This is a genomic window from Proteus sp. CA142267 (assembly GCF_003336825.1).
Lineage (GTDB): Bacteria > Pseudomonadota > Gammaproteobacteria > Enterobacterales > Enterobacteriaceae > Proteus > Proteus terrae.
Genome location: NZ_QPMG01000003.1, coordinates 87,314 through 106,658, shown reverse-complemented (window position 1 = coordinate 106,658; position 19,345 = coordinate 87,314). Strand labels below are relative to the sequence as shown.

At 39.5% G+C, this 19,345-nt stretch carries 15 protein-coding genes; 8 read left to right on the top strand and 7 right to left on the bottom strand.

The annotated features are described in order from the left end of the window. Positions 1 to 28 precede the first annotated feature (28 nt). The 3 genes from C0T34_RS07810 to C0T34_RS07800 all read right to left on the bottom strand — a co-directional run bounded on the left by C0T34_RS07810 (position 29) and on the right by C0T34_RS07800 (position 4,446). On the bottom strand, positions 29 to 2,776 hold the full coding sequence (locus C0T34_RS07810; protein ID WP_109849976.1) for a TonB-dependent receptor: 2,748 nt from the start codon (positions 2,774 to 2,776) through the stop codon (positions 29 to 31). A gap of 103 nt (positions 2,777 to 2,879) precedes the next feature. Continuing rightward, positions 2,880 to 3,908 carry a FecR domain-containing protein gene (locus C0T34_RS07805; protein WP_231039449.1) on the bottom strand — a complete coding sequence of 343 codons (1,029 nt, stop codon included), beginning with the start codon at positions 3,906 to 3,908 and terminating at the stop codon, positions 2,880 to 2,882. After that, entirely contained in the window at positions 3,898 to 4,446 is a 549-nt protein-coding gene (locus tag C0T34_RS07800) for an RNA polymerase sigma factor (RefSeq protein ID WP_109849975.1), read from the bottom strand. The genes C0T34_RS07805 and C0T34_RS07800 overlap by 11 nt, the downstream gene beginning before the upstream one ends. A gap of 171 nt (positions 4,447 to 4,617) precedes the next feature. Between C0T34_RS07800 and C0T34_RS07795 the strand changes: the two genes are divergently transcribed. Beyond that, positions 4,618 to 5,415 (top strand): energy transducer TonB, encoded by a 798-nt coding sequence (locus C0T34_RS07795; RefSeq protein ID WP_075671363.1) that lies wholly within the window; start codon positions 4,618 to 4,620, stop codon positions 5,413 to 5,415. An 89-nt stretch (positions 5,416 to 5,504) separates the two neighbouring features. Here the strand turns inward: C0T34_RS07795 and ettA are convergent, their stop codons facing one another. After that, the gene (ettA, locus tag C0T34_RS07790) at positions 5,505 to 7,172 is read right to left on the bottom strand and encodes an energy-dependent translational throttle protein EttA (RefSeq protein ID WP_109849974.1); all 1,668 of its coding nucleotides are present in this window, start codon (positions 7,170 to 7,172) and stop codon (positions 5,505 to 5,507) included. A gap of 341 nt (positions 7,173 to 7,513) precedes the next feature. Between ettA and sltY the strand changes: the two genes are divergently transcribed. Then, positions 7,514 to 9,433, top strand: coding sequence for a murein transglycosylase (sltY, locus tag C0T34_RS07785; RefSeq protein ID WP_098941171.1), 1,920 nt, complete (start codon positions 7,514 to 7,516; stop codon positions 9,431 to 9,433). Positions 9,434 to 9,534: 101 nt separating this feature from the next. Then, on the top strand, positions 9,535 to 9,846 hold the full coding sequence (trpR, locus tag C0T34_RS07780; protein WP_075671359.1) for a trp operon repressor: 312 nt from the start codon (positions 9,535 to 9,537) through the stop codon (positions 9,844 to 9,846). A gap of 122 nt (positions 9,847 to 9,968) precedes the next feature. Here the strand turns inward: trpR and yjjX are convergent, their stop codons facing one another. Next, complete coding sequence (yjjX, locus tag C0T34_RS07775) at positions 9,969 to 10,505, bottom strand: inosine/xanthosine triphosphatase (protein WP_098941170.1); 537 nt, start codon at positions 10,503 to 10,505, stop codon at positions 9,969 to 9,971. A gap of 51 nt (positions 10,506 to 10,556) precedes the next feature. Between yjjX and gpmB the strand changes: the two genes are divergently transcribed. Beyond that, the gene (gene gpmB, locus C0T34_RS07770; RefSeq protein ID WP_088493770.1) at positions 10,557 to 11,204 is read left to right on the top strand and encodes a 2,3-diphosphoglycerate-dependent phosphoglycerate mutase GpmB; all 648 of its coding nucleotides are present in this window, start codon (positions 10,557 to 10,559) and stop codon (positions 11,202 to 11,204) included. A 43-nt stretch (positions 11,205 to 11,247) separates the two neighbouring features. On the opposite strand, the gene robA is transcribed toward gpmB, so the two are convergent. Then, positions 11,248 to 12,156 (bottom strand): MDR efflux pump AcrAB transcriptional activator RobA, encoded by a 909-nt coding sequence (gene robA / locus C0T34_RS07765; RefSeq protein WP_109849973.1) that lies wholly within the window; start codon positions 12,154 to 12,156, stop codon positions 11,248 to 11,250. A gap of 203 nt (positions 12,157 to 12,359) precedes the next feature. On the opposite strand from robA, the gene creA reads away from it, so the two are divergent. Next, positions 12,360 to 12,836 (top strand): protein CreA, encoded by a 477-nt coding sequence (creA, locus tag C0T34_RS07760; RefSeq protein ID WP_023580951.1) that lies wholly within the window; start codon positions 12,360 to 12,362, stop codon positions 12,834 to 12,836. A gap of 211 nt (positions 12,837 to 13,047) precedes the next feature. On the opposite strand, the gene arcA is transcribed toward creA, so the two are convergent. Continuing rightward, positions 13,048 to 13,764 carry a two-component system response regulator ArcA gene (gene arcA, locus C0T34_RS07755; protein WP_006535263.1) on the bottom strand — a complete coding sequence of 239 codons (717 nt, stop codon included), beginning with the start codon at positions 13,762 to 13,764 and terminating at the stop codon, positions 13,048 to 13,050. Positions 13,765 to 14,570: 806 nt separating this feature from the next. On the opposite strand from arcA, the gene thrA reads away from it, so the two are divergent. Genes thrA through thrC form a run of 3 tightly spaced genes read left to right on the top strand, consistent with a single transcriptional unit; the run spans position 14,571 to position 19,258 of the window. Continuing rightward, the gene (gene thrA, locus C0T34_RS07750; protein ID WP_098941168.1) at positions 14,571 to 17,030 is read left to right on the top strand and encodes a bifunctional aspartate kinase/homoserine dehydrogenase I; all 2,460 of its coding nucleotides are present in this window, start codon (positions 14,571 to 14,573) and stop codon (positions 17,028 to 17,030) included. Beyond that, complete coding sequence (gene thrB, locus C0T34_RS07745; protein WP_109849972.1) at positions 17,012 to 17,962, top strand: homoserine kinase; 951 nt, start codon at positions 17,012 to 17,014, stop codon at positions 17,960 to 17,962. The genes thrA and thrB overlap by 19 nt, the downstream gene beginning before the upstream one ends. A 3-nt stretch (positions 17,963 to 17,965) precedes the next feature. Continuing rightward, the gene (gene thrC, locus C0T34_RS07740) at positions 17,966 to 19,258 is read left to right on the top strand and encodes a threonine synthase (RefSeq protein WP_109849971.1); all 1,293 of its coding nucleotides are present in this window, start codon (positions 17,966 to 17,968) and stop codon (positions 19,256 to 19,258) included. Positions 19,259 to 19,345: the final 87 nt, after the last annotated feature.

Below are 19,345 nucleotides of genomic sequence, written 5' to 3'. Positions count from 1 at the left end.
GGTTGCTCACATTAACTTCGTCAATTTATTAATAGTCGTAGCTAACTTGTAACCAGAACTGACGACCTGGTTCATACGATTTGTAATCTTTATCTTGATAAGTGAAGTAGTCAGTCACATTTTTAGTGTTAAGGACGTTATTCACTTCAACAGAGATACCTACACCATAAGCAAATTCAGGTTTCCAACCCAATTTTGTATCCCAAGAAAAGCGACTACTGTAATTACGTTTTTTGTATTCGAATAATGGGCCATATTCACTTGGTCTTGGGGAGCCATTATTGGCTTTCTCTGCTTGTGAACGAGCGCCATTCCATTGAAGACGGTTATACCAAGTCAAATCCAAATCATCCCAAACACTGGTAAGTTCAGCGGTAATTTTTAATGGTGAGTTAAAATTGCCTGAAGGTAAGTCTTTGGCATTGATGATTTTTCCGCCATACCATACTTTGTCGTAGTTCATCCCTTGTGAACTAGGATCGAAGTTGGCATAACCAGAGTCTTTAGGCGTATTTGTTTTACTTTTTTGCCAGCTAATAGAGGCATTAAAAATATGATCGGCGTGTGCTAATTCCCAAGGCTGACTGTTTCTCACAGAAAGCGTTAAGGTATCGTGAGTACTGCGTCCATTATTATTAAAATGGCGAATTCTTATTTTATCTTTGTCATTTGGATATTTGGTGTCACTACGAACTTCATCACGCCCTTCACGATGAACGTATTGTAAACGCCAAGTGGTTGATGCAATTTCTTGTTGCAAGCCTAGTGTCAGCTCATCGTTATAAGGTGTTTTTAGTGAATCAACACCTTCAAAGTCGGTGCGGTTTTCCCAATCGCTTGGATTATCGTTATCACAAGAGAAGTAGCAGTGTTGTAAGCCTGCGTTTTGTGCACCATAAAGCGCATAAGTCAGCATTGAACGACCATAATAACGGTTTACACCACCAATAATTAAGGTATTCCCTGTACCCCAAATATCATAAGTACCACTTAAACGTGGAGAGATATTATTTTTTTGAACAAAATCATCTCTATCTAAACGAATGCCCGGACGTAATGTCAGGCGTTTATATTGAATATTATCATCAACATAAATCGCATAGTTGGTATATGAAGCATCATGTGTACCGGCTAAGAAACGGGTTGTTTGTTGTAATGAACCCATCCACTCATCGCCCCATGTAGAGCCAGTATAGGTGTGGTTGTAATAGGTTTTGTCCCGAATATAAGAGCCTTTAGTACGACTAACTTCAAACCCTGTTGTTGGCTGATGGCTAACTGAGCCCCATTCAATTGGGTTAAATCGCAGGATACTTTTAGCATTGTAGGTTTCTTGTTTGCTCTTCAAATCGCCTTGACCACCACTGCTTATCTGCTGTGGGTTTTGCCAATCGGTATAGTCTTTTATGGTGACGAAGTAGTCTTGATCATTAGAACGCTTGTCTTCAAGATTTTGATAACCTGCAGTTAATTCTAATGAACCAAGATCAAGCTGATGCTTATAAAGTGCAGTAAAACTTAAACCATTATGCTCATTATCATAGCCTGAGTTATAGACTGAACCTGAGAATAAATAGCTTTTGTATCGTGCAATATTTGTTGATAAATCAAAGGTTTGTTTTTCTGAAATATCCCACGAATATTTAATAAAATAGTTATCTGAAGTGCGGGTCTGGTCACGATAGTGTGGCGTTTGTTCGACTTGTTCTAACTGGCCATCTGGCGTAAGGATAATTCCGCCCTCAGCACTAATCATCATCGGAATTGTTGATTCACGACGTGATGCAGAGAAAATTAACCCCGTATTGTCAGTTAGACTCGTTTCAAACCAACCACCAAAGTTTTGTTTATCGTATTTTTTCTGGAAGCGAGCAGGGTTACTGAAATCATTATTGGCTGTATCAAAATTCAGTTTTGGATCAGTAAAAATATTGTTCCAGCTTGAGCGCGTTGTGCGGTAATAGGCATTGGCATGAGTTTCGCCTGACCAGCGACGGCTTTGTACTTCGACAGTCCCGCCAGTAAAACCACCAAACTCAACAGGAATATTATTATCGTAAACTGCGACGCTATCAATTAATCGACTATCAAGATACATACCTTGTTCGTCACTGCTAACACGGGTGTTGGTTTCACCATTACCTGAGTTCGCTGGGTCAAAGTCATTATTAAAGCTGACGCCATCAAGCTTATAGGAGTTTTGATAACTGCTAGAGCCATGAATAGAAATGCGTGAAGGTTTAATTTCACCCTGATTCATTGATGTGCTGTCATTATTGGAAAATTGAACAGCAGGGTTACTTTTCAGTAAGTCAGTTACGTTTCCATCACCGGTATTACGCTGTTTTATCTCTTCTGCGGTGATGTATTGTGGTGCGGAAACGACATCGGTAGCTGGGTGATAAGTACTACCAACACCTGTGACTTTAACTTCAGGAATAACAATCGCGTTAGTTGTGGCGAGAGGACGAATAACAAATCCACTTCCTTGTGGAATAATTTCTAACCCACTACCAATTAAGACTTTTTGTAATGCAGTTTGGGTTTCAAATTGACCTGAAAGTGCTGGAGCACGCAGGTTTTTAACCGAATTTGCATCAAATAAAATTTGTACTTGCCCTTGTTTTGCAATGGCACTTAATGAATCAGCCAAAGACTGTTCTGGTAAAGCCACTGAAACGGTAGATGCATAAGCGCAAGGTGCGACAATAGTGGTACTTATTAGCAACGCTAGCAGAGACCTCTTAAGGGTCCCTTTTTTGTTATTCATTTTCATTTCACCAATCCCATTCACTAACTTAATAATTGTTGTTACTAGGGAAGAGGGTGAAATGAGAATTATCCTCACCTGTAAAAAAGAATATTTTTCATGTTTCTTTTTACTTGTTGATAATTAACGCATTATTTTTATCAGTAAAAACGACATTAACCGGCAATATAAGTGGAATTGCGGTAATAAAGTCTTTGGCATCATTAATGTTAGCTATTCCCGAGACTTTCATGTTGGCAATTTCGGGTGAGGAAATTTGAATATTGATATCAAGATAAGGTTTGAGTTTGGCTATCACTTCATTTAATGGACGCTCAAAGAAATGCAGTTGGCCAAAACGCCAACTTCCCACGGAATCAATGTTGACTGAAGAGATAACAAAATTGTCATTTGCTAATGTGCTGGTGGCTTGAGAGCCTGCATACAAATAGGCTGGGGACGATTTTGGTGTTGCTTTTACTTCAACAATCCCTTCATGGACAGCAACGTTAATTTGGTGGTTATCATAGCGACTAACTTCAAATTCAGTGCCGACAACTTTAATTAATCGAGTATCTGCATGAACATAAAAGGGGCGATAATGATTTGATTTGACCTTGAAATAGGCTTGTCCTTTATCTAACCATAGCTGTCTTTCTGCTTGCACATAAGCCACTCTTACCTGTGTGTTTCTGTCTAAATAGACTTTAGAGCCATCAGCTAAGGTCATTTCTTTCGGTAAGTCGCTGGTTGCAAGCGTCATATTATCCATCAGTAATGCAGGTAAATGACTATAAGGAAGATATAAAACAGTGAGTAAACAAAGAGTAGCAGTGGTGTGGATCACTGGACGCCAAGGAGAGCGTTTTTTCTTTTCAACTGTGGCTATTGTTGGTCGTGGTAATGCATCGCATTGACGCCAGATCCTCGCAATATCTTGATACGCTTGCCGGTTTACATCATTTTCTATCCATATTTTAAATGCTTGGCGTTGTTTGGGCGTCATCCTTTGGCTGTGTTGTCGGGTGAACCAAAGGGCTGCTTGCTCATCAGTCGATTCATTGAGTAATTCATCATTAGTCTCCAAAAAAAGGGAGTCTAGCTCCTCATCTGTGTGAGGTTTAGTTTCCGGTATATTTTTCTCCGGCTTACTCATCATTCGTGCATTTCTCCTGTCCTGCATCGACATATCTTTTGCAATGTAATAGGGCAGCAGCAATATGTTTTTCCACCATGCTGATTGAGATTTCCATTTGCTCTGCAATTTCGCTTTGTGATAGTCCATCAAAACGATAAAGAACAAATGCTTCTCGACGGCGTGGAGGTAATGTTTCAATTGCTTCGCTAAGTAGATCTAAACGCTGTTGATGCTCAAGGACATATCCCGGATCAAGCTCAGTAGTATAATTTTGAGCGGCGTCATCTAGTTCATAATCATCCTGATAGATATCTTTTTGCTTTTGATTTTTTCTCCAATGGTCAATCAAAACGTGGTTCGCTATTTTAAACAGAAAAGCACGCTGTTCTTGTACAGGTGTTTGTTCTTTTCTGTTTAGCCATAGTGTAAACACATCTTGAGACAAATCATCTGCATCATGGTAATTACCCGTACGTTTGTAGAAAAAACGCACAAGTTGTCCATAGGTTGATTGATAGGCACAACTAATTTTTTGTGCCAATGATTTATCGCTAGCCATAATCTCTGGTGTCTAAAAAAGAGTGAAATAATAAGCTCTTACTGCTTCTCATGCGAACAAGTTATGATAATTATCAAGCTAATTTTTTATTGTATTATTAATAATAAGCAATATCATTTGTGTTTGTATTATGCCTATAATTCATCAGAAAGAAAATCAGAGGCAAGAATTATGAGTAGTATGTCGGCGACTTTTTCACGCCGTGGATCATTTTCTATTGGTGGGTTCACTGCCAGTATTTTATTTCATGCAACGTTAGTTGTTGTCGCTATTGGCTGGATAACATCTAAAGATGAACGCCATGGCGTTTTACCACCCGCAATGACAATGGATTTAGGTATCTATCAATTAGCTCAGGCAGAAACAAAAGATGTTCCTGTTGGGCCTGAGAAAGTGATGTCTGTTCCTGAGCCTGCAGAGACAGAGCCTGAACCTATCAAAGAAGTATTGGATTTACCTAAAATGCCAGTTGTAGCGCAAGGCACTTATGAGCGCATTCCAGAAAAACCGAAAGTAAAGCCAGTGGTTAAACCTAAACCGGTTGCAGTAAAAGTCCCTGATGATCTTCCTGTCTCAGAAGCGCCATCAGATGTAACAAGCGCACCAGTTTCAGGCTCTAATACAAGCAGTAGTGCTCAGTTTAATAGTTTATCTTCCTCTTCTGTAAGTGGACAGATAGGATGGGAAAGCTTGATCCATAGCCATATTAATGCCTATAAACGCTATCCTCGAACAGCACTGCGCTTTAAAGCAACGGGCGTGACACAAGTTTCTATTGTGTTAAATGCAAAAGGTGAGTTATTAGATGTGAAAGTGGAAACATCATCAGGTAATCGCATTCTTGATAAAGAGGCTTTAAATACAATTAAACGCGCTTCGCCATTTCCCGCACCTGAAAGCTATCGTTTAGAAAATGGTAATGTTTCGTTTACTGCGCCTTTAAGTTTTGATTATAAACAGAACAGTTAACCAAAACGTTATGTGCTAGATCTGAAAATATAAAAAAAGCAGAGAATAATCTCTGCTTTTTTATTATCGAATACCGTAAATAAATTCGATTATTTACTCATACGTTTGTACTTCATGCGACGAGGCTGAATAGCATCGTTACCTAATGTACGTTTTTTGTATTCTTCATATTCGGTAAAGTTACCTTCGAAGAATTCTACTTTACCTTCATCTTGGTAATCGATGATATGTGTGGCAATACGGTCAAGGAACCAACGGTCATGGGAAATAACCATCGCACAACCTGGGAACTCTAACAGGGCATTTTCTAATGCACGTAAAGTTTCAACGTCGAGGTCGTTGGTTGGTTCATCGAGCAGTAACATGTTACCGCCAACTTGTAGCAGTTTAGCAAGGTGTAAACGACCACGCTCACCACCAGATAGTTCGCCAACACGTTTACCTTGGTCAACGCCTTTAAAGTTAAAGCGGCCAACATAGGCACGGCTTGGAATTTCAAAGTTACCAATACGCATAATGTCTTGGCCACCTGACACTTCTTCCCAAACCGTTTTACTGTCGTCCATACTATCGCGGAACTGATCAACTGATGCCAGTTTAACAGTATCACCAAGTGTTAAGGTGCCTGAATCAGGTTGTTCTTGACCTGAGATCATACGAAATAGTGTTGATTTACCCGCACCGTTAGGGCCGATAATACCGACAATAGCTCCTTTAGGAATAGAGAAGCTTAAATCATCAATCAGAACGCGATCACCATAGGATTTTGTTAGGTTATTAATTTCTAACACTTTATCCCCTAAACGTGGTCCAGGTGGAATAAAGAGTTCGCTGGTTTCATTACGTTTTTGATAATCAACGCTATTCAGTTCTTCAAAGCGAGCCAGACGAGCCTTACCTTTTGCTTGACGACCTTTAGGGTTTTGGCGGATCCACTCAAGTTCTTTCTGAATAGATTTATGGCGAGCCACTTCGGTTGCTGCTTCTTGCTCAAGGCGTGCGTCTTTTTGCTCTAACCATGAAGAGTAGTTACCTTCCCACGGAATACCTTCACCGCGGTCAAGTTCTAAGATCCAACCTGCTACGTTATCAAGGAAGTAACGGTCGTGCGTGATCGCCACAACGGTGCCTTCATAATCGTGTAAGAAGCGTTCTAACCAAGCCACAGATTCTGCGTCTAAGTGGTTAGTGGGTTCATCTAATAACAGCATATCTGGTTTTTCTAACAGAAGACGACAGATAGCAACACGACGGCGTTCACCCCCTGAAAGTTTCTCAATTTTAGCGTCCCATTCAGGTAAACGCAGTGCTTCTGCTGCACGCTCTAATTGGTTTTCAAGGTTATGACCATCATGAGATTGAATAATCGCTTCTAGTTGACCTTGTTCTTTTGCTAATTTATCGAAATCAGCATCAGGATCGGCATAAGCCGCATAAACTTCATCAAGGCGGTTTAATGCGTTTTTCAGTTCGCTGACGGCTTCTTCAACGGCTTCACGTACGGTATGTTCAGGGTTTAATTTTGGTTCTTGTGGTAAGTAACCAATTTTAATACCTGGTTGTGGACGTGCTTCACCTTCGATATCAGTATCAATACCTGCCATGATGCGTAGTAATGTTGATTTACCGGCACCATTAAGACCAAGCACACCAATTTTCGCGCCCGGGAAGAAGCTGAGTGAAATGTTTTTAAGGATATGTCGCTTAGGTGGGACAATTTTCCCGACACGCAACATACTATAAACGTATTGAGCCACTATAATTACCCTTTGATTATAAAAGAGATTTTATCTGAGGTGCCACTTTTTGCGCTAAAAACAAATTTTTTGTGATTAAGCCGCGTGTTTATGGCACCAAAATGAACAATAGCAAAGTCAATGTCAGTATTTGCCAAAGACCCGAAAATGATGAAAGTCGCCAGTATACCCGATTTATAAAAGAAAACCTTAGTCAAAAGAGAGGTTTTTATCTACCTTTCGTACTTCCTCTGAAAGTAATGAAAATTTCTCTTAAAGAGGGGAACTTACATTGTTAATGATTATCATATTAGCTAATGTATTCAGTCTTTGGTGGTTCTATTTGAAGTGGGAGAAATTACGTGGTGAAGCAAACATGGTCATTAGCAGTAGCAATAGGCGCATTGTGTTTTTCTACATGGGCACAAGCGGATTCATTAAGTGAACAACGTGTTCGTTATCAAGAAATTAAAGCTGCATGGGATCTTAAAAAAACAGATGAAGTAGAAAAATTACTCCCAACATTGCAAAGTTACCCACTTTATCCCTATTTGGAATACCGTCAAATTACGGACAATCTTGATGTGATTGCACCAGCTGTAGTCACTGAATTTGTAGCTAAATATCCTACATTGCCACCAGCAAAAGCACTTCCCTCTCTATTTGTAAATGAATTGGCAAAACGCCAAGAGTGGCAAAACTTACTGACTTTTAGCCCAAATCCACCTAACCCTAAAGCTGCAAGATGTAATTATTATTATGCAAAATGGGCAACAGGCGATATTCAAACCGCGTGGGTAGGTGCTAAAGAAGCATGGCTAAATGGCACCTCAATGCCATCAAGTTGCGATGCTCTTTTTGATGAATGGCAAAAGGCGAATCAATTAACTCCAGAACTAGTGTTAGAGCGAATTAACTTAGCGATTAAAAATGGTAATACGGGACTTGCTGCTTACTTGGCACGGCGTCTTCCTCAGAATTATCAAACCATTAGCGATGCTTTGGTTGAATTACAAGACTATCCAAACTTAGTGGGGCGCTATGCAACCGCTCTTTCACCAACAGATTTTTCTCGCTCAATCATACAATCTGCATTTTCTCGTTGGGCAAGAAAAGACGCAGATGCTGCTCGAGCACAAATTGATAATATTGCACATGCTCAAAAAATGACGGCGAGTGAACGTCAGCTAATGCGCGATACTGTGGCGTGGCAATATATGCCTTATGCGACACCAGAGCAGGTAAAATGGCGTGATAGCGTTATTCAAGACACTGCATCTGATACATTGCGTGAGCGTCGAGTACGACTAGCATTAAGCCAAAACCAACCAGCTGAATTGGCATTGTGGTTAGAAAGACTCTCACCTGAAAGTAAAAATAAGGAAGAGTGGCGTTATTGGCGTGCAATGGTGTTGCAATCACAAGGTAAAAACAGTGAAGCACAAGCTATTTTAGAAGCGCTGACACAAAATCGTGGTTTTTACCCCATGGTTGCAGCGACCAAATTAGGTAAGCCTTATGTGATGGTGATAGATAAGGCACCCAGTGTTTCACCAAGTATTCCTAATCAGCCAGAAGTACAGCGCGTTCGTGAGCTAATGTATTGGCAAATGGACAACTTAGCGCGATCAGAGTGGGCAAACTATGTTGCTTCACAGCCTGCGCAAATACAGTCTGAATTAGCGCGTTATGCGTATGAGCAAAAATGGGCTGATTTAGCAGTACAGGCCACGATCACAGGTAAAATGTGGGATCATCTAGAAGAACGTTTCCCTCTTGCTTGGAAAAATGAGTTTGAGCAATACACGAAAGATAAATCGATAGACCGCAATTATGCGATGGCAATTGCTCGTCAAGAAAGTGCCTGGAACCCACAAGCACGCTCTTCAGCGGGTGCAACAGGTTTAATGCAGGTAATGCCAAAAACGGCTGAGTTTACGGTAAAACAGGCGGGTATTACGGGCTATGTTAGTAGTGCGCAGTTAACAAATCCTGTGAAGAATATTGAGATTGGTACAGCTTATCTTGATTCTGTCTATCAACGTTTTAACCAGAACCGTATTTTAGCAAGTGCTGCGTATAATGCAGGGCCTGCGCGCGTTGATCGTTGGTTATCTGATGCAAATGGTCAATTAGATGCGATAGCGTTTGTTGAAAGTATCCCTTTTGCTGAAACGCGAGGTTATGTCAAAAATGTACTCTCTTTTGCAGTTTTCTATAGCTACTTTGCGGGTGAACAGCAGCCTGTACTGACTCAAAATGAGTGGAATAGTCGTTATTAAGAGATAATAGCGCGGATTTATCGTCGGAGCCTCTTTGTACATTAGCAAAGTATGTTATATTGTGTACTAGTTAATGAGTGTGGCAAAAAGAGGTTCCCACGATGCAAGATCCTGCATTATCACCTGAAGAGAATGAGCACTGGCTAAGATTTGTTGCGTTATTACAACATGCTTTTGAGCAAGATGTGCAATTTCCTATTTTACAACTTTTAATGACACCTGATGAACGTAGTGCTTTGGCAACGCGAGTCCGTATTGTGCAAGAGCTAATGCGAGGCGATTTAAGTCAACGTGAGTTAAAAGAAGAGTTAGGCGTTGGTATTGCCACCATCACTAGAGGCTCTAATAGTTTAAAAACAGCGCCACATGACGTGAAATTATGGCTTGAAAAAGAGCTAATGACAAAAAAATAGTCGCGTTGTTATGATGTGAACTAGAGTAATAAAAAAGCCATTTAATTATTTGATTAAATGGCTTTTTTTGTTTCTTATTTATCTAAAAGCTGATTTATCTAAAAAACGTATCAGATTAATTATTAATCTTCTTTTTGATTAAGTTCTTTATAGATATCATGAGTGACGGGCACTAATGCCAGCACTAATGCTTGTTGATACACAGAAGTACGACTAAGTAGGCCATCAGTAAAATAACCAATCGCACCACCGCGCTGTTTAATATTATCAATCTTTGTTAAGAAAGCCATTTCATCGCCAAGCTCGCGACCTTCACGGATCCCTTTTAAGATCTGTTCTGGTAGCATAAGGCTTGCAGAGCGTGATTCTCCACGAATTTGAGCATGTTCAACAACAATCCAAGCAAAGGTCATATCATCTTCAATACCGGCTTCGACGCCAACCCAAAAATCAGCTTCAGGGCGAACTTGACGAGCCGCCATCACACGTTGACGTGCGCCAGTTCTCGTTTCTGTATTTCCGATAGGTTGCTGTGGAACACGACTATCGACATTAATATCTTCAATATCAAAGGTATCTTTACCGAATACTTGCTCAAAGGCGAGTTTTATCGCGTTGATTTTTGCTGGATTCGTAGTGGCTGCAATGACATGATACATAATGAATTAATCATCCTTTGAAAAATTAGAGCAGTATAACGGAAAAAATGTATGTTACAGGTCTATCTTGTTCGCCACGGTGAAACTGAATGGAACGTGGCGAGACGTATTCAAGGGCAATCTGATAGCCCACTAACTGCAAATGGTGTGCGTCAAGCACAGCAAGTTGCTGAAAAAGTAAAATCAGCAGGCATTACCCACATTATCTCAAGCGATCTTGGCCGCACTCGTCAAACGGCAGAAATCATTGCACAAGCTTGTGGCTGTGAAGTGATAACTGACCCACGTTTACGTGAACTCAATATGGGCGTTCTTGAACAGCGAGAGATCGCAACATTAAAGACACAAGAAGAGGCTTGGCGCAAGAGTTTGATTGATGGTACACCTGATGGGCGAATTCCCCAAGGAGAATCAATGGCAGAATTAGCAAGTCGTATGCAGGCTGCGCTAAATCAATGTCTAGATTTACCCGAAAATAGCCGTCCTCTCTTAGTCAGTCATGGTATTGCTTTAGGGTGCTTACTGAGCACAGTGTTGGGATTACCTGCATATGCAGAACGTCGTTTAAGATTGCGTAATTGCTCGATTTCACGCGTTGACTATCAAAATAGCCCTTGGCTTGCCAATGGTTGGGTGATTGAAACGGCAGGTGATGTAAGTCATCTTACTGATACTGCACTAGATGAAGTTCAGCGCTAAAAAATAAAAGCTCTCTTTTTCATATCACAAAGAGAGCTTTTTATTATGCGGTTACATCTTCACGTTTAATGGGAATGTAATATTCAAAACGTTCGATATGATCTTGTGGTTCAGTCACCATCTCATTGCTGTAACGCACATTTTTAAGATAGTATTTTTCAACGTCATAGCCTTTACGGCGTGTTAATCCCATATTGGGTAAACAGACACCATAAATTAGGAATAAAAACTCCTGCATTGCGCCTCGTTTTGCCTCACCTTCAAAATCAAAGCGAATATAATCACCGCCAGCGAGAGAGACTTCATTTGCTGCATCATCATCAATAAACGTTGCGTAATCTGGCTCAACGGCAGTTGTATAAAGTACGCGTTGTTCGTCTTCATGCTCATCGCTATGTTGGGCGTGATGAAGCCCATACACTTGATGAGGAACGGCGCTTATCTTACTCATATAGTAGCGCCAGAAGGTTTGACGCATGTTAGAGCAGGCTTCAGCCCATTGCTCAAGGGTATGGCTACAAGTTTGCTCAATACCAATTAATTTCTTCTCAGATAGTGTTACGAATTCCCATTTAGGTAAATTTTGAGGATCTAAGGTAATTGGTGGACAAATTCCTACCGCACACCATTCATCAGAACGGCGATAAAGAGCGGGTGTTCTATCAAATTGCTTTTTAAAAGCGCGGGTAAAAGTCTGTTGAGAATCAAAACGATATTGCAAAGCAATGTCTAAAATAGGGCGGCTCGTTAAACGTAATGCAACGGCTGCTCGGGATAGGCGCCTTGAACGAATATAAGAACCAATCGCTTGTCCTGTAACTTCTTTAAACATGCGTTGTAGATGCCACTTGGAGTAACCTGCTTTAGTTGCGACATTATCGAGGGATAATGGCTTATCTAGGTTACTATCAAGCCAAGCGAGCAAATCACGTATGATGTTGGTTTGATCCATACATCTCCCTTAGTCATATTCGTTTATTTATTGCTGTAGATGGTAAATAGCCTGAACATCTATAACAAGTTATATTGTTAGACAATCGTAAAATATAGTCTTTTTCATCGACTAATGTACACAAATTCTTCTATCAGTTAGTAATGGATTGTTTTATTCTAGACGGAATTATTTTTTCATCTTTTCAATGGAACAAGGTAAATATGTTAAATTTCAAAAAGATGCTAGCAGTATCTATCTTACTCCCTTTTTCTTTGATGGCAAAAGCAGAAGAAATTGGCTACGTGGATACGGTATTTAAGTTTTTTGGCGCTAACCATAAAATTGTGATTGAAGCATTTGATGATCCTGAAGTTAAAAATGTCACATGTTATTTAAGCCGAGCAAAAACTGGGGGCATTTCAGGAAGTTTAGGTCTTGCTGAAGATACTGCTGATGCAGCTATCTCTTGCCAGCAAGTAGGGCCTATTGAACTAAGTGAAAAGGTTATTAAAGGTAAAAATAATGGCGATGTTGTTTTCCAGAAAAGAACATCACTTGTATTTAAAAAGCTTCAAGTTGTACGTTTTTACGATAAACAGCGTCACGCTCTGGTTTACCTGACTTACTCAGATAAAGTCATTGATGGTTCGCCAAAAAATGCGATTAGTGCAGTACCTATTATGCCGTGGAAAGAGTGATTTTTATTTGCTAAAGAAATTAATGGTTAATAAAATTAATACGAATAAGGTTTAAAAGTTTTTTTAAAAATAAGTTATATTTTTTTTCAAAACAATTGCTGAGATCAATTTTCACCTTTTGTGATTTTATTAACCCTTCTTTAGATAAAAGAAAACCCCCGAATATCATTCAGGGGTTTTTTATTAGTTAAGTGTTTGAGGTTGGATCAAATCACTCGTCTAAATCACCACAGAAGCGATAACCTTCACCATGAATTGTTGCAATGATTTCTGGTGTATCTGGTGTTGATTCAAAATGCTTACGAATACGACGGATGGTTACGTCAACAGTACGATCATGAGGCTTCAGTTCACGGCCTGTCATTTTCTTCAGTAATTCTGCACGAGTTTGGATTTTTCCTGGGTTCTCGCAGAAATGTAGCATCGCACGAAATTCACTGCGTGGTAATTTATATTGTTCACCAGCAGGGCTGATTAGTGAGCGACTGTTAATATCAAGCTCCCAACCATTGAATTTATAGCTTTCAACTAAACGACGTTCTTCTGTGCCATTAACTAAATTCATGGTACGTGACAGTAAGTTACGTGCACGAATCGTTAATTCACGAGGGTTAAATGGTTTAGTAATGTAATCATCGGCACCAATTTCTAGACCTAAGATTTTATCTACTTCATTATCACGACCTGTTAGGAACATTAATGCAACACTTGCCTGTTCACGTAATTCACGAGCAAGTAATAGCCCATTTTTACCAGGAAGATTAATGTCCATAATGACCAGATTAATATCATGATCAGATAGAACATTGTGCATTTCGTTGCCATCAGTGGCTTCGTGTACTATATACCCTTCAGCTTCGAATATGCTTTTCAGGGTATTACGAGTAACAACTTCGTCTTCAACAATCAGAATGTGCGGGGTTTGCATATTTGCTACCTAAAATTACCAAAAATAGAAAAAGGGAATCTGTGTTTAACTTCTGTGTGCATTTGTGTGGTTATTCATTTTTGTTATTAGCACGTAAAAACTAGACCCAGATTGAAATTCGATAAATAACCATCACGTTATTACAAAACTTGCAATTTTAATCGACAATGAACGCTAAAATCAGAATGCAAAACGCCCATAGTCTATTAACAGCAATATAACACCAGTTGTATTAAATACCATCTAAAAAGCTAACTTTTGTTGACACATATCAAAATCAAGATAACAGCTTAACCTTGATTTCAATAGTTAACTATATAATTTGATTTATGTAATGTAAAAGAAAAATATATGTTAAATATAGTGGGGTTTATTTTTTTTTCCAGTTTTGTTACACAATTTAAACTAGCATAAAATACCTTATTCCTTATAAAAGTACAAATCCCCAAATAACCCTAAAATGGTAGCTTTATTTTCTTTGTTTATCCCTTTGTGATAGCAATATCTATACTACAATAGAGGTAAGGATCGAATATATTTCATTTAAGTTGAGTTTATTTTTCGGTGAAAAAAAAGAAAAAATTTGACATCTCTCTCGCTTTGCTTTAACCAGTATATAGTCAAACTAATTTTGAGACAGACAGGATAGTTATGCGTATTTACAGCCCAGCTAAAATGACAATTATTACCACCACCACCGGAATCTTATATTGCGGGGCGGGCTGTCGCATATAAAAAACGAAAATCGAAAAAGCCCGCATTGAGAAATGCGGGTTTTTTTTTGGGTGAAAAATCAGGAGAGCTGTATGCGAGTGTTAAAATTTGGGGGAACTTCAGTTGCCAACGCAGAGCGTGTGCTGAATGTTGCTGATATTGCTGAGAAAAAAAGAGAGCAGGGACAAGTCGCTCTTGTATTATCAGCACCAGCCAAGATAACTAACTACTTGGTTGCAATGATTGAAAAAACGGCAGAAGGCGAAGATCCTCTCACTCAAGTACGAGAAGCCGAGCAAATTTTTGCCAACTTATTACAAGGTCTAAGAGAAAAACAGCCTGGTTTTGATTATGAACGCTTAAAAGACAAAGTTGAGCGTGAATTTGCAGAGATCAAACATATTCTTCATGGGATCTCTTTATTAGGACAATGCCCTGATAGCATCAATGCAGCGATGATTTGTCGTGGTGAAAAGCTTTCTATCGCCATTATGGAATCTGTTTTACAGGCTCGTGGCTACAATGTCACTGTAATCGATCCAGTCAAAAATTTGCTCGCGCAAGGTCATTATTTAGAATCTACTGTTGATATTCCTGAATCTACACGCCGCATCTTAGAACTCAATATCGCAAAAGACGATATGATTTTAATGGCAGGTTTTACTGCGGGTAATGAGAAAAATGAACTCGTGGTATTAGGCCGTAATGGTTCTGACTACTCCGCTGCTGTATTAGCTGCTTGCTTACGTGCAGAGTGTTGTGAAATTTGGACAGATGTTGACGGTGTTTATACTTGTGATCCTCGTTTAGTGCCTGATGCTCGCCTGTTAAAAGGCATGTCATATCAAGAAGCGATGGAACTCTCTTACTTTGGTGCTAAAGTACTTCACCCTCGTACAATTGCACCTATCGCCCAATTCCAAATTCCTTGTTTAATAAAAAACACAGGCAATCCAGATGCTCCGGGTACATTAATTGGTGATGGTCAAAAAGACGATAGTACACCCGTTAAAGGGATCACCAACCTTAATAATATGGCGATGATCAACGTATCAGGCCCCGGTATGAAAGGTATGGTGGGAATGGCTGCTCGTGTATTCTCTGTTATGTCGAGAGCGGGTATTTCTGTTGTCCTGATTACACAATCTTCTTCTGAATACAGCATCAGCTTTTGTGTGCCACAAAAAGAACTTATTAGAGCGCAAAAAGCATTATCAGATGAATTTTATTTAGAATTAAAAGATGGTGTACTAGATCCATTAGATATCATGGAAAACGTCGCTATCATCTCTGTTGTCGGTGATGGTATGCGTACTTTAAAAGGGATTTCAGCGCGCTTCTTCTCTGCATTAACTCGTGGCAATATTAATATTGTAGCTATTGCACAAGGTTCTTCAGAACGCTCAATTTCAGCCGTTATTGCTAATGATTCAGCAACCAATGCTGTGCGTTTGTGCCATCAAATGCTTTTCAACACCAATCAAATTGTTGAAGTCTTTATTGTTGGTGTTGGTGGTGTCGGCAGCGCGTTAATTGAACAGATCCATCGCCAACAAGCATGGTTGAAAAATAAGCATATCGATCTTCGAGTATGTGGCATTGCTAACTCAAGAGCCATGCTGACAGATATGCAAGGTATTGATTTAAATAATTGGCAACAAGCTTTAAAAGAAGCCAAAGAGCCTTTTAGCTTTAGCCAACTTATTCGTTTAGAAAAAGAGTACCACTTCTTAAATCCAGTGATCGTTGATTGCACATCAAACGAAGAAATTGCGCAACAATACGCAAATTTCTTACAAAATGGCTTTAACGTGGTTACACCAAACAAAAAAGCGAATACGTTGTCGATGGATTATTACTATCAAATTCGACAGGCTGCGGAAGCTTCACGCCGTAAGTTCTTATATGACACTAACGTAGGTGCAGGTTTACCTGTTATTGAGAACTTACAAAACTTGCTAAATGCAGGCGATGAGTTAGTTCAATTTAATGGTATTCTTTCAGGATCATTATCTTACATTTTTGGTCAATTAGATGAAGGTAAAAGCTTATCTGAAGCAACTCTTTCAGCAAAAGATAAAGGCTTTACTGAGCCAGATCCTCGTGATGACCTTTCAGGTATGGATGTTGCGCGTAAACTGCTTATTTTAGCGCGTGAAGCGGGTTATAAATTAGAACTAAGTGATATCGATGTAGAGCCTGTACTGCCTGTTTCATTTGATAGCTCAGGTGATGTAGCAAGCTTCTTAAATCGTTTACCTCAAGTTGATGTTGAATTTGATGCTAAAGTCGAAGAAGCACAAAAAGCAGGTAAGGTATTACGTTATGTTGGCATCATCAATGAAGGTAAATGCCAAGTTAAGATAATGGCAGTTGATGCAAATGATCCTCTGTTTAAAGTGAAAAATGGTGAAAATGCTTTAGCCTTTTACACTCGCTACTATCAACCTATTCCATTGGTATTACGTGGATATGGTGCTGGTAATGATGTTACTGCTGCTGGGGTATTTGCAGATGTATTACGTACCTTATCATGGAAATTGGGAGTTTAAGCGTGGTTAAAGTTTATGCACCAGCATCAATAGGCAACGTGAGTGTCGGATTCGATGTCCTTGGCGTGGCAGTTTCACCTATTGATGGGCAATTACTGGGTGACTGTGTCACCGTTGAAGCGGCTTCGGCATTTACACTTGAAAGTAAAGGGCACTTTGTTAGCAAATTACCTTCAGATCCTAAGCAAAATATTGTGTATCAATGTTGGCAGTTGTTTTGTGAGAAGTTAGGCAAAGAACTTCCTGTTGCAATGACACTTGAGAAAAATATGCCAATTGGTTCTGGTTTAGGATCAAGTGCTTGTTCTGTTGTTGCGGCATTGGTTGCGCTTAATGAATTTGCTCAAAAGCCTTTTGGTGAAAGGCAATTGTTGCTGATGATGGGGGAGCTTGAAGGACGTATTTCAGGTAGTGTTCACTATGATAATGTTGCGCCTTGTTATTTAGGTGGGTTACAACTTATTTTGGAACAGAATGGCACTATTTGTCAGTCTGTACCAACTTTTGATGATTGGTATTGGGTTATGGCATATCCAGGGATTAAGGTTTCTACGGCAGAAGCTAGAGCGATTTTACCAAAACAATACTCTAAAGCTGACATTATTAACCACGGTCGTTATTTATCTGGCTTTATTCATGCTTGTCATACTCAGCAATCAGGATTAGCCGCTAATTTGATGCAAGATGTGATTGCTGAGCCTTATCGCACTCAACTTCTTCCTGGGTTTGAAAAAGCCAGAGAGGCTTCACAGAAGAAAGGCGCATTAGCTTGTGGCATTTCAGGCTCAGGGCCTACTATTTTTACGATTAGTGATTCGTTAGAAATCGCACAAGAGATGGCCGAATGGCTGAAACAAAACTACGTACAAAACAGTGAAGGCTTTGTACATATCTGCCGTATAGATACGCGTGGCGCAAGACAGATAGGGTAAGTCATGAAATTATATAATTTGAAAGATAATCAAGAGCAAGTCAGTTTTGCTCAAGCAGTAAAACAAGGTTTGGGTAAACAGCAAGGGCTCTTTTTTCCACAAGACTTACCTTCGTTTTCTAAAGCTGAAATTGATGAATTATTAGCACTTGATTTTGCAACACGTAGTAGCCGTATTTTAACGGCCTTTATTGGTGATGAAATTCCTGCTGATATATTAGTAAAACGTATTAGCACAGCATTTACATTCCCAGCACCAGTAACTCAAGTTGAAGATGATGTGAGTTGTTTAGAGCTTTTCCATGGCCCAACACTGGCATTTAAAGACTTTGGTGGTCGCTTTATGGCGCAAATGTTGTCAGAAGTTGCTGGCAACCAACCAGTGACTATTTTAACGGCAACATCAGGTGACACGGGGGCCGCTGTTGCTCATGCTTTCTATAAATTAGAAAATGTACAAGTTGTTATTCTTTATCCTGAAGGCAAAATTAGCCCGTTACAGGAAAAACTGTTCTGTACATTAGGTGAAAATATTCACACTGTTGCAATTAAAGATGACTTTGATGCTTGCCAATCATTAGTAAAACAAGCTTTTGATGATGAGTTCTTAAAGAAAACAATGTATTTGAACTCAGCAAACTCTATTAATATCAGCCGATTACTTGCTCAAATTTGTTATTACTTTGAAGCAGTTGCTCAAATTCCAGCTGAAAAACATGAACAGTTAGTGATTTCAGTGCCAAGCGGTAACTTTGGTGATTTAACGGCTGGTTTATTGGCTAAATCAATGGGATTACCGGTTAAGCGTTTTATTGCAGCAACTAACGTGAATGACACTGTTCCTCGCTATTTAGATAATGGTAAATGGGAGCCTCATCGTACTGTTGCAACACTTTCTAATGCAATGGACGTTAGCCAGCCAAATAACTGGCCACGTATTGAAGAATTGTATCGCCGTAAAGGTTGGGATCTTTCTGATCTTGCTCATGGTTCAGTGAGTGATGAAACAACAGAAGAAACAGTACGTGAACTTGCGAAGAAAGGCTATATTTCAGAACCACACGCTGCAATTGCATATCGTTTACTGCGCGATGAACTTCAAGACGGTGAATATGGTTTATTTTTAGGAACGGCTCATCCAGCGAAGTTTAAAGAAAGCGTTGAACGTATTTTAGGTGGTGAATTACCATTACCTAAAGAGCTTGCTGAGCGTGCAGATAAAGAGTTACTCTCACATTTCTTATCTGCTGATTTTGCTCAATTACGTGCATTTTTACTTGAACGAGCACCCAAATAATAACCGTATTAAATAATTAGATATGTATTTAATTAAATAGCTCAACAAAATGTTGGGCTATTTTTTTATCTAAAATAGGAAAATCAG

Coding starts and splice junctions, on each gene's coding strand:
- C0T34_RS07805 (WP_231039449.1), bottom strand. CDS start 3,908: ATGATGAGTAAGCCGGAGAAAAATATACCGGAAACTAAACCTCACACA.
- gpmB (WP_088493770.1), top strand. CDS start 10,557: ATGTTACAGGTCTATCTTGTTCGCCACGGTGAAACTGAATGGAACGTG.
- arcA (WP_006535263.1), bottom strand. CDS start 13,764: ATGCAAACCCCGCACATTCTGATTGTTGAAGACGAAGTTGTTACTCGT.
- C0T34_RS07795 (WP_075671363.1), top strand. CDS start 4,618: ATGAGTAGTATGTCGGCGACTTTTTCACGCCGTGGATCATTTTCTATT.
- creA (WP_023580951.1), top strand. CDS start 12,360: ATGTTAAATTTCAAAAAGATGCTAGCAGTATCTATCTTACTCCCTTTT.
- trpR (WP_075671359.1), top strand. CDS start 9,535: ATGCAAGATCCTGCATTATCACCTGAAGAGAATGAGCACTGGCTAAGA.
- thrA (WP_098941168.1), top strand. CDS start 14,571: ATGCGAGTGTTAAAATTTGGGGGAACTTCAGTTGCCAACGCAGAGCGT.
- C0T34_RS07810 (WP_109849976.1), bottom strand. CDS start 2,776: ATGAAAATGAATAACAAAAAAGGGACCCTTAAGAGGTCTCTGCTAGCG.
- thrB (WP_109849972.1), top strand. CDS start 17,012: ATGGAAATTGGGAGTTTAAGCGTGGTTAAAGTTTATGCACCAGCATCA.
- C0T34_RS07800 (WP_109849975.1), bottom strand. CDS start 4,446: ATGGCTAGCGATAAATCATTGGCACAAAAAATTAGTTGTGCCTATCAA.
- yjjX (WP_098941170.1), bottom strand. CDS start 10,505: ATGTATCATGTCATTGCAGCCACTACGAATCCAGCAAAAATCAACGCG.
- robA (WP_109849973.1), bottom strand. CDS start 12,156: ATGGATCAAACCAACATCATACGTGATTTGCTCGCTTGGCTTGATAGT.
- thrC (WP_109849971.1), top strand. CDS start 17,966: ATGAAATTATATAATTTGAAAGATAATCAAGAGCAAGTCAGTTTTGCT.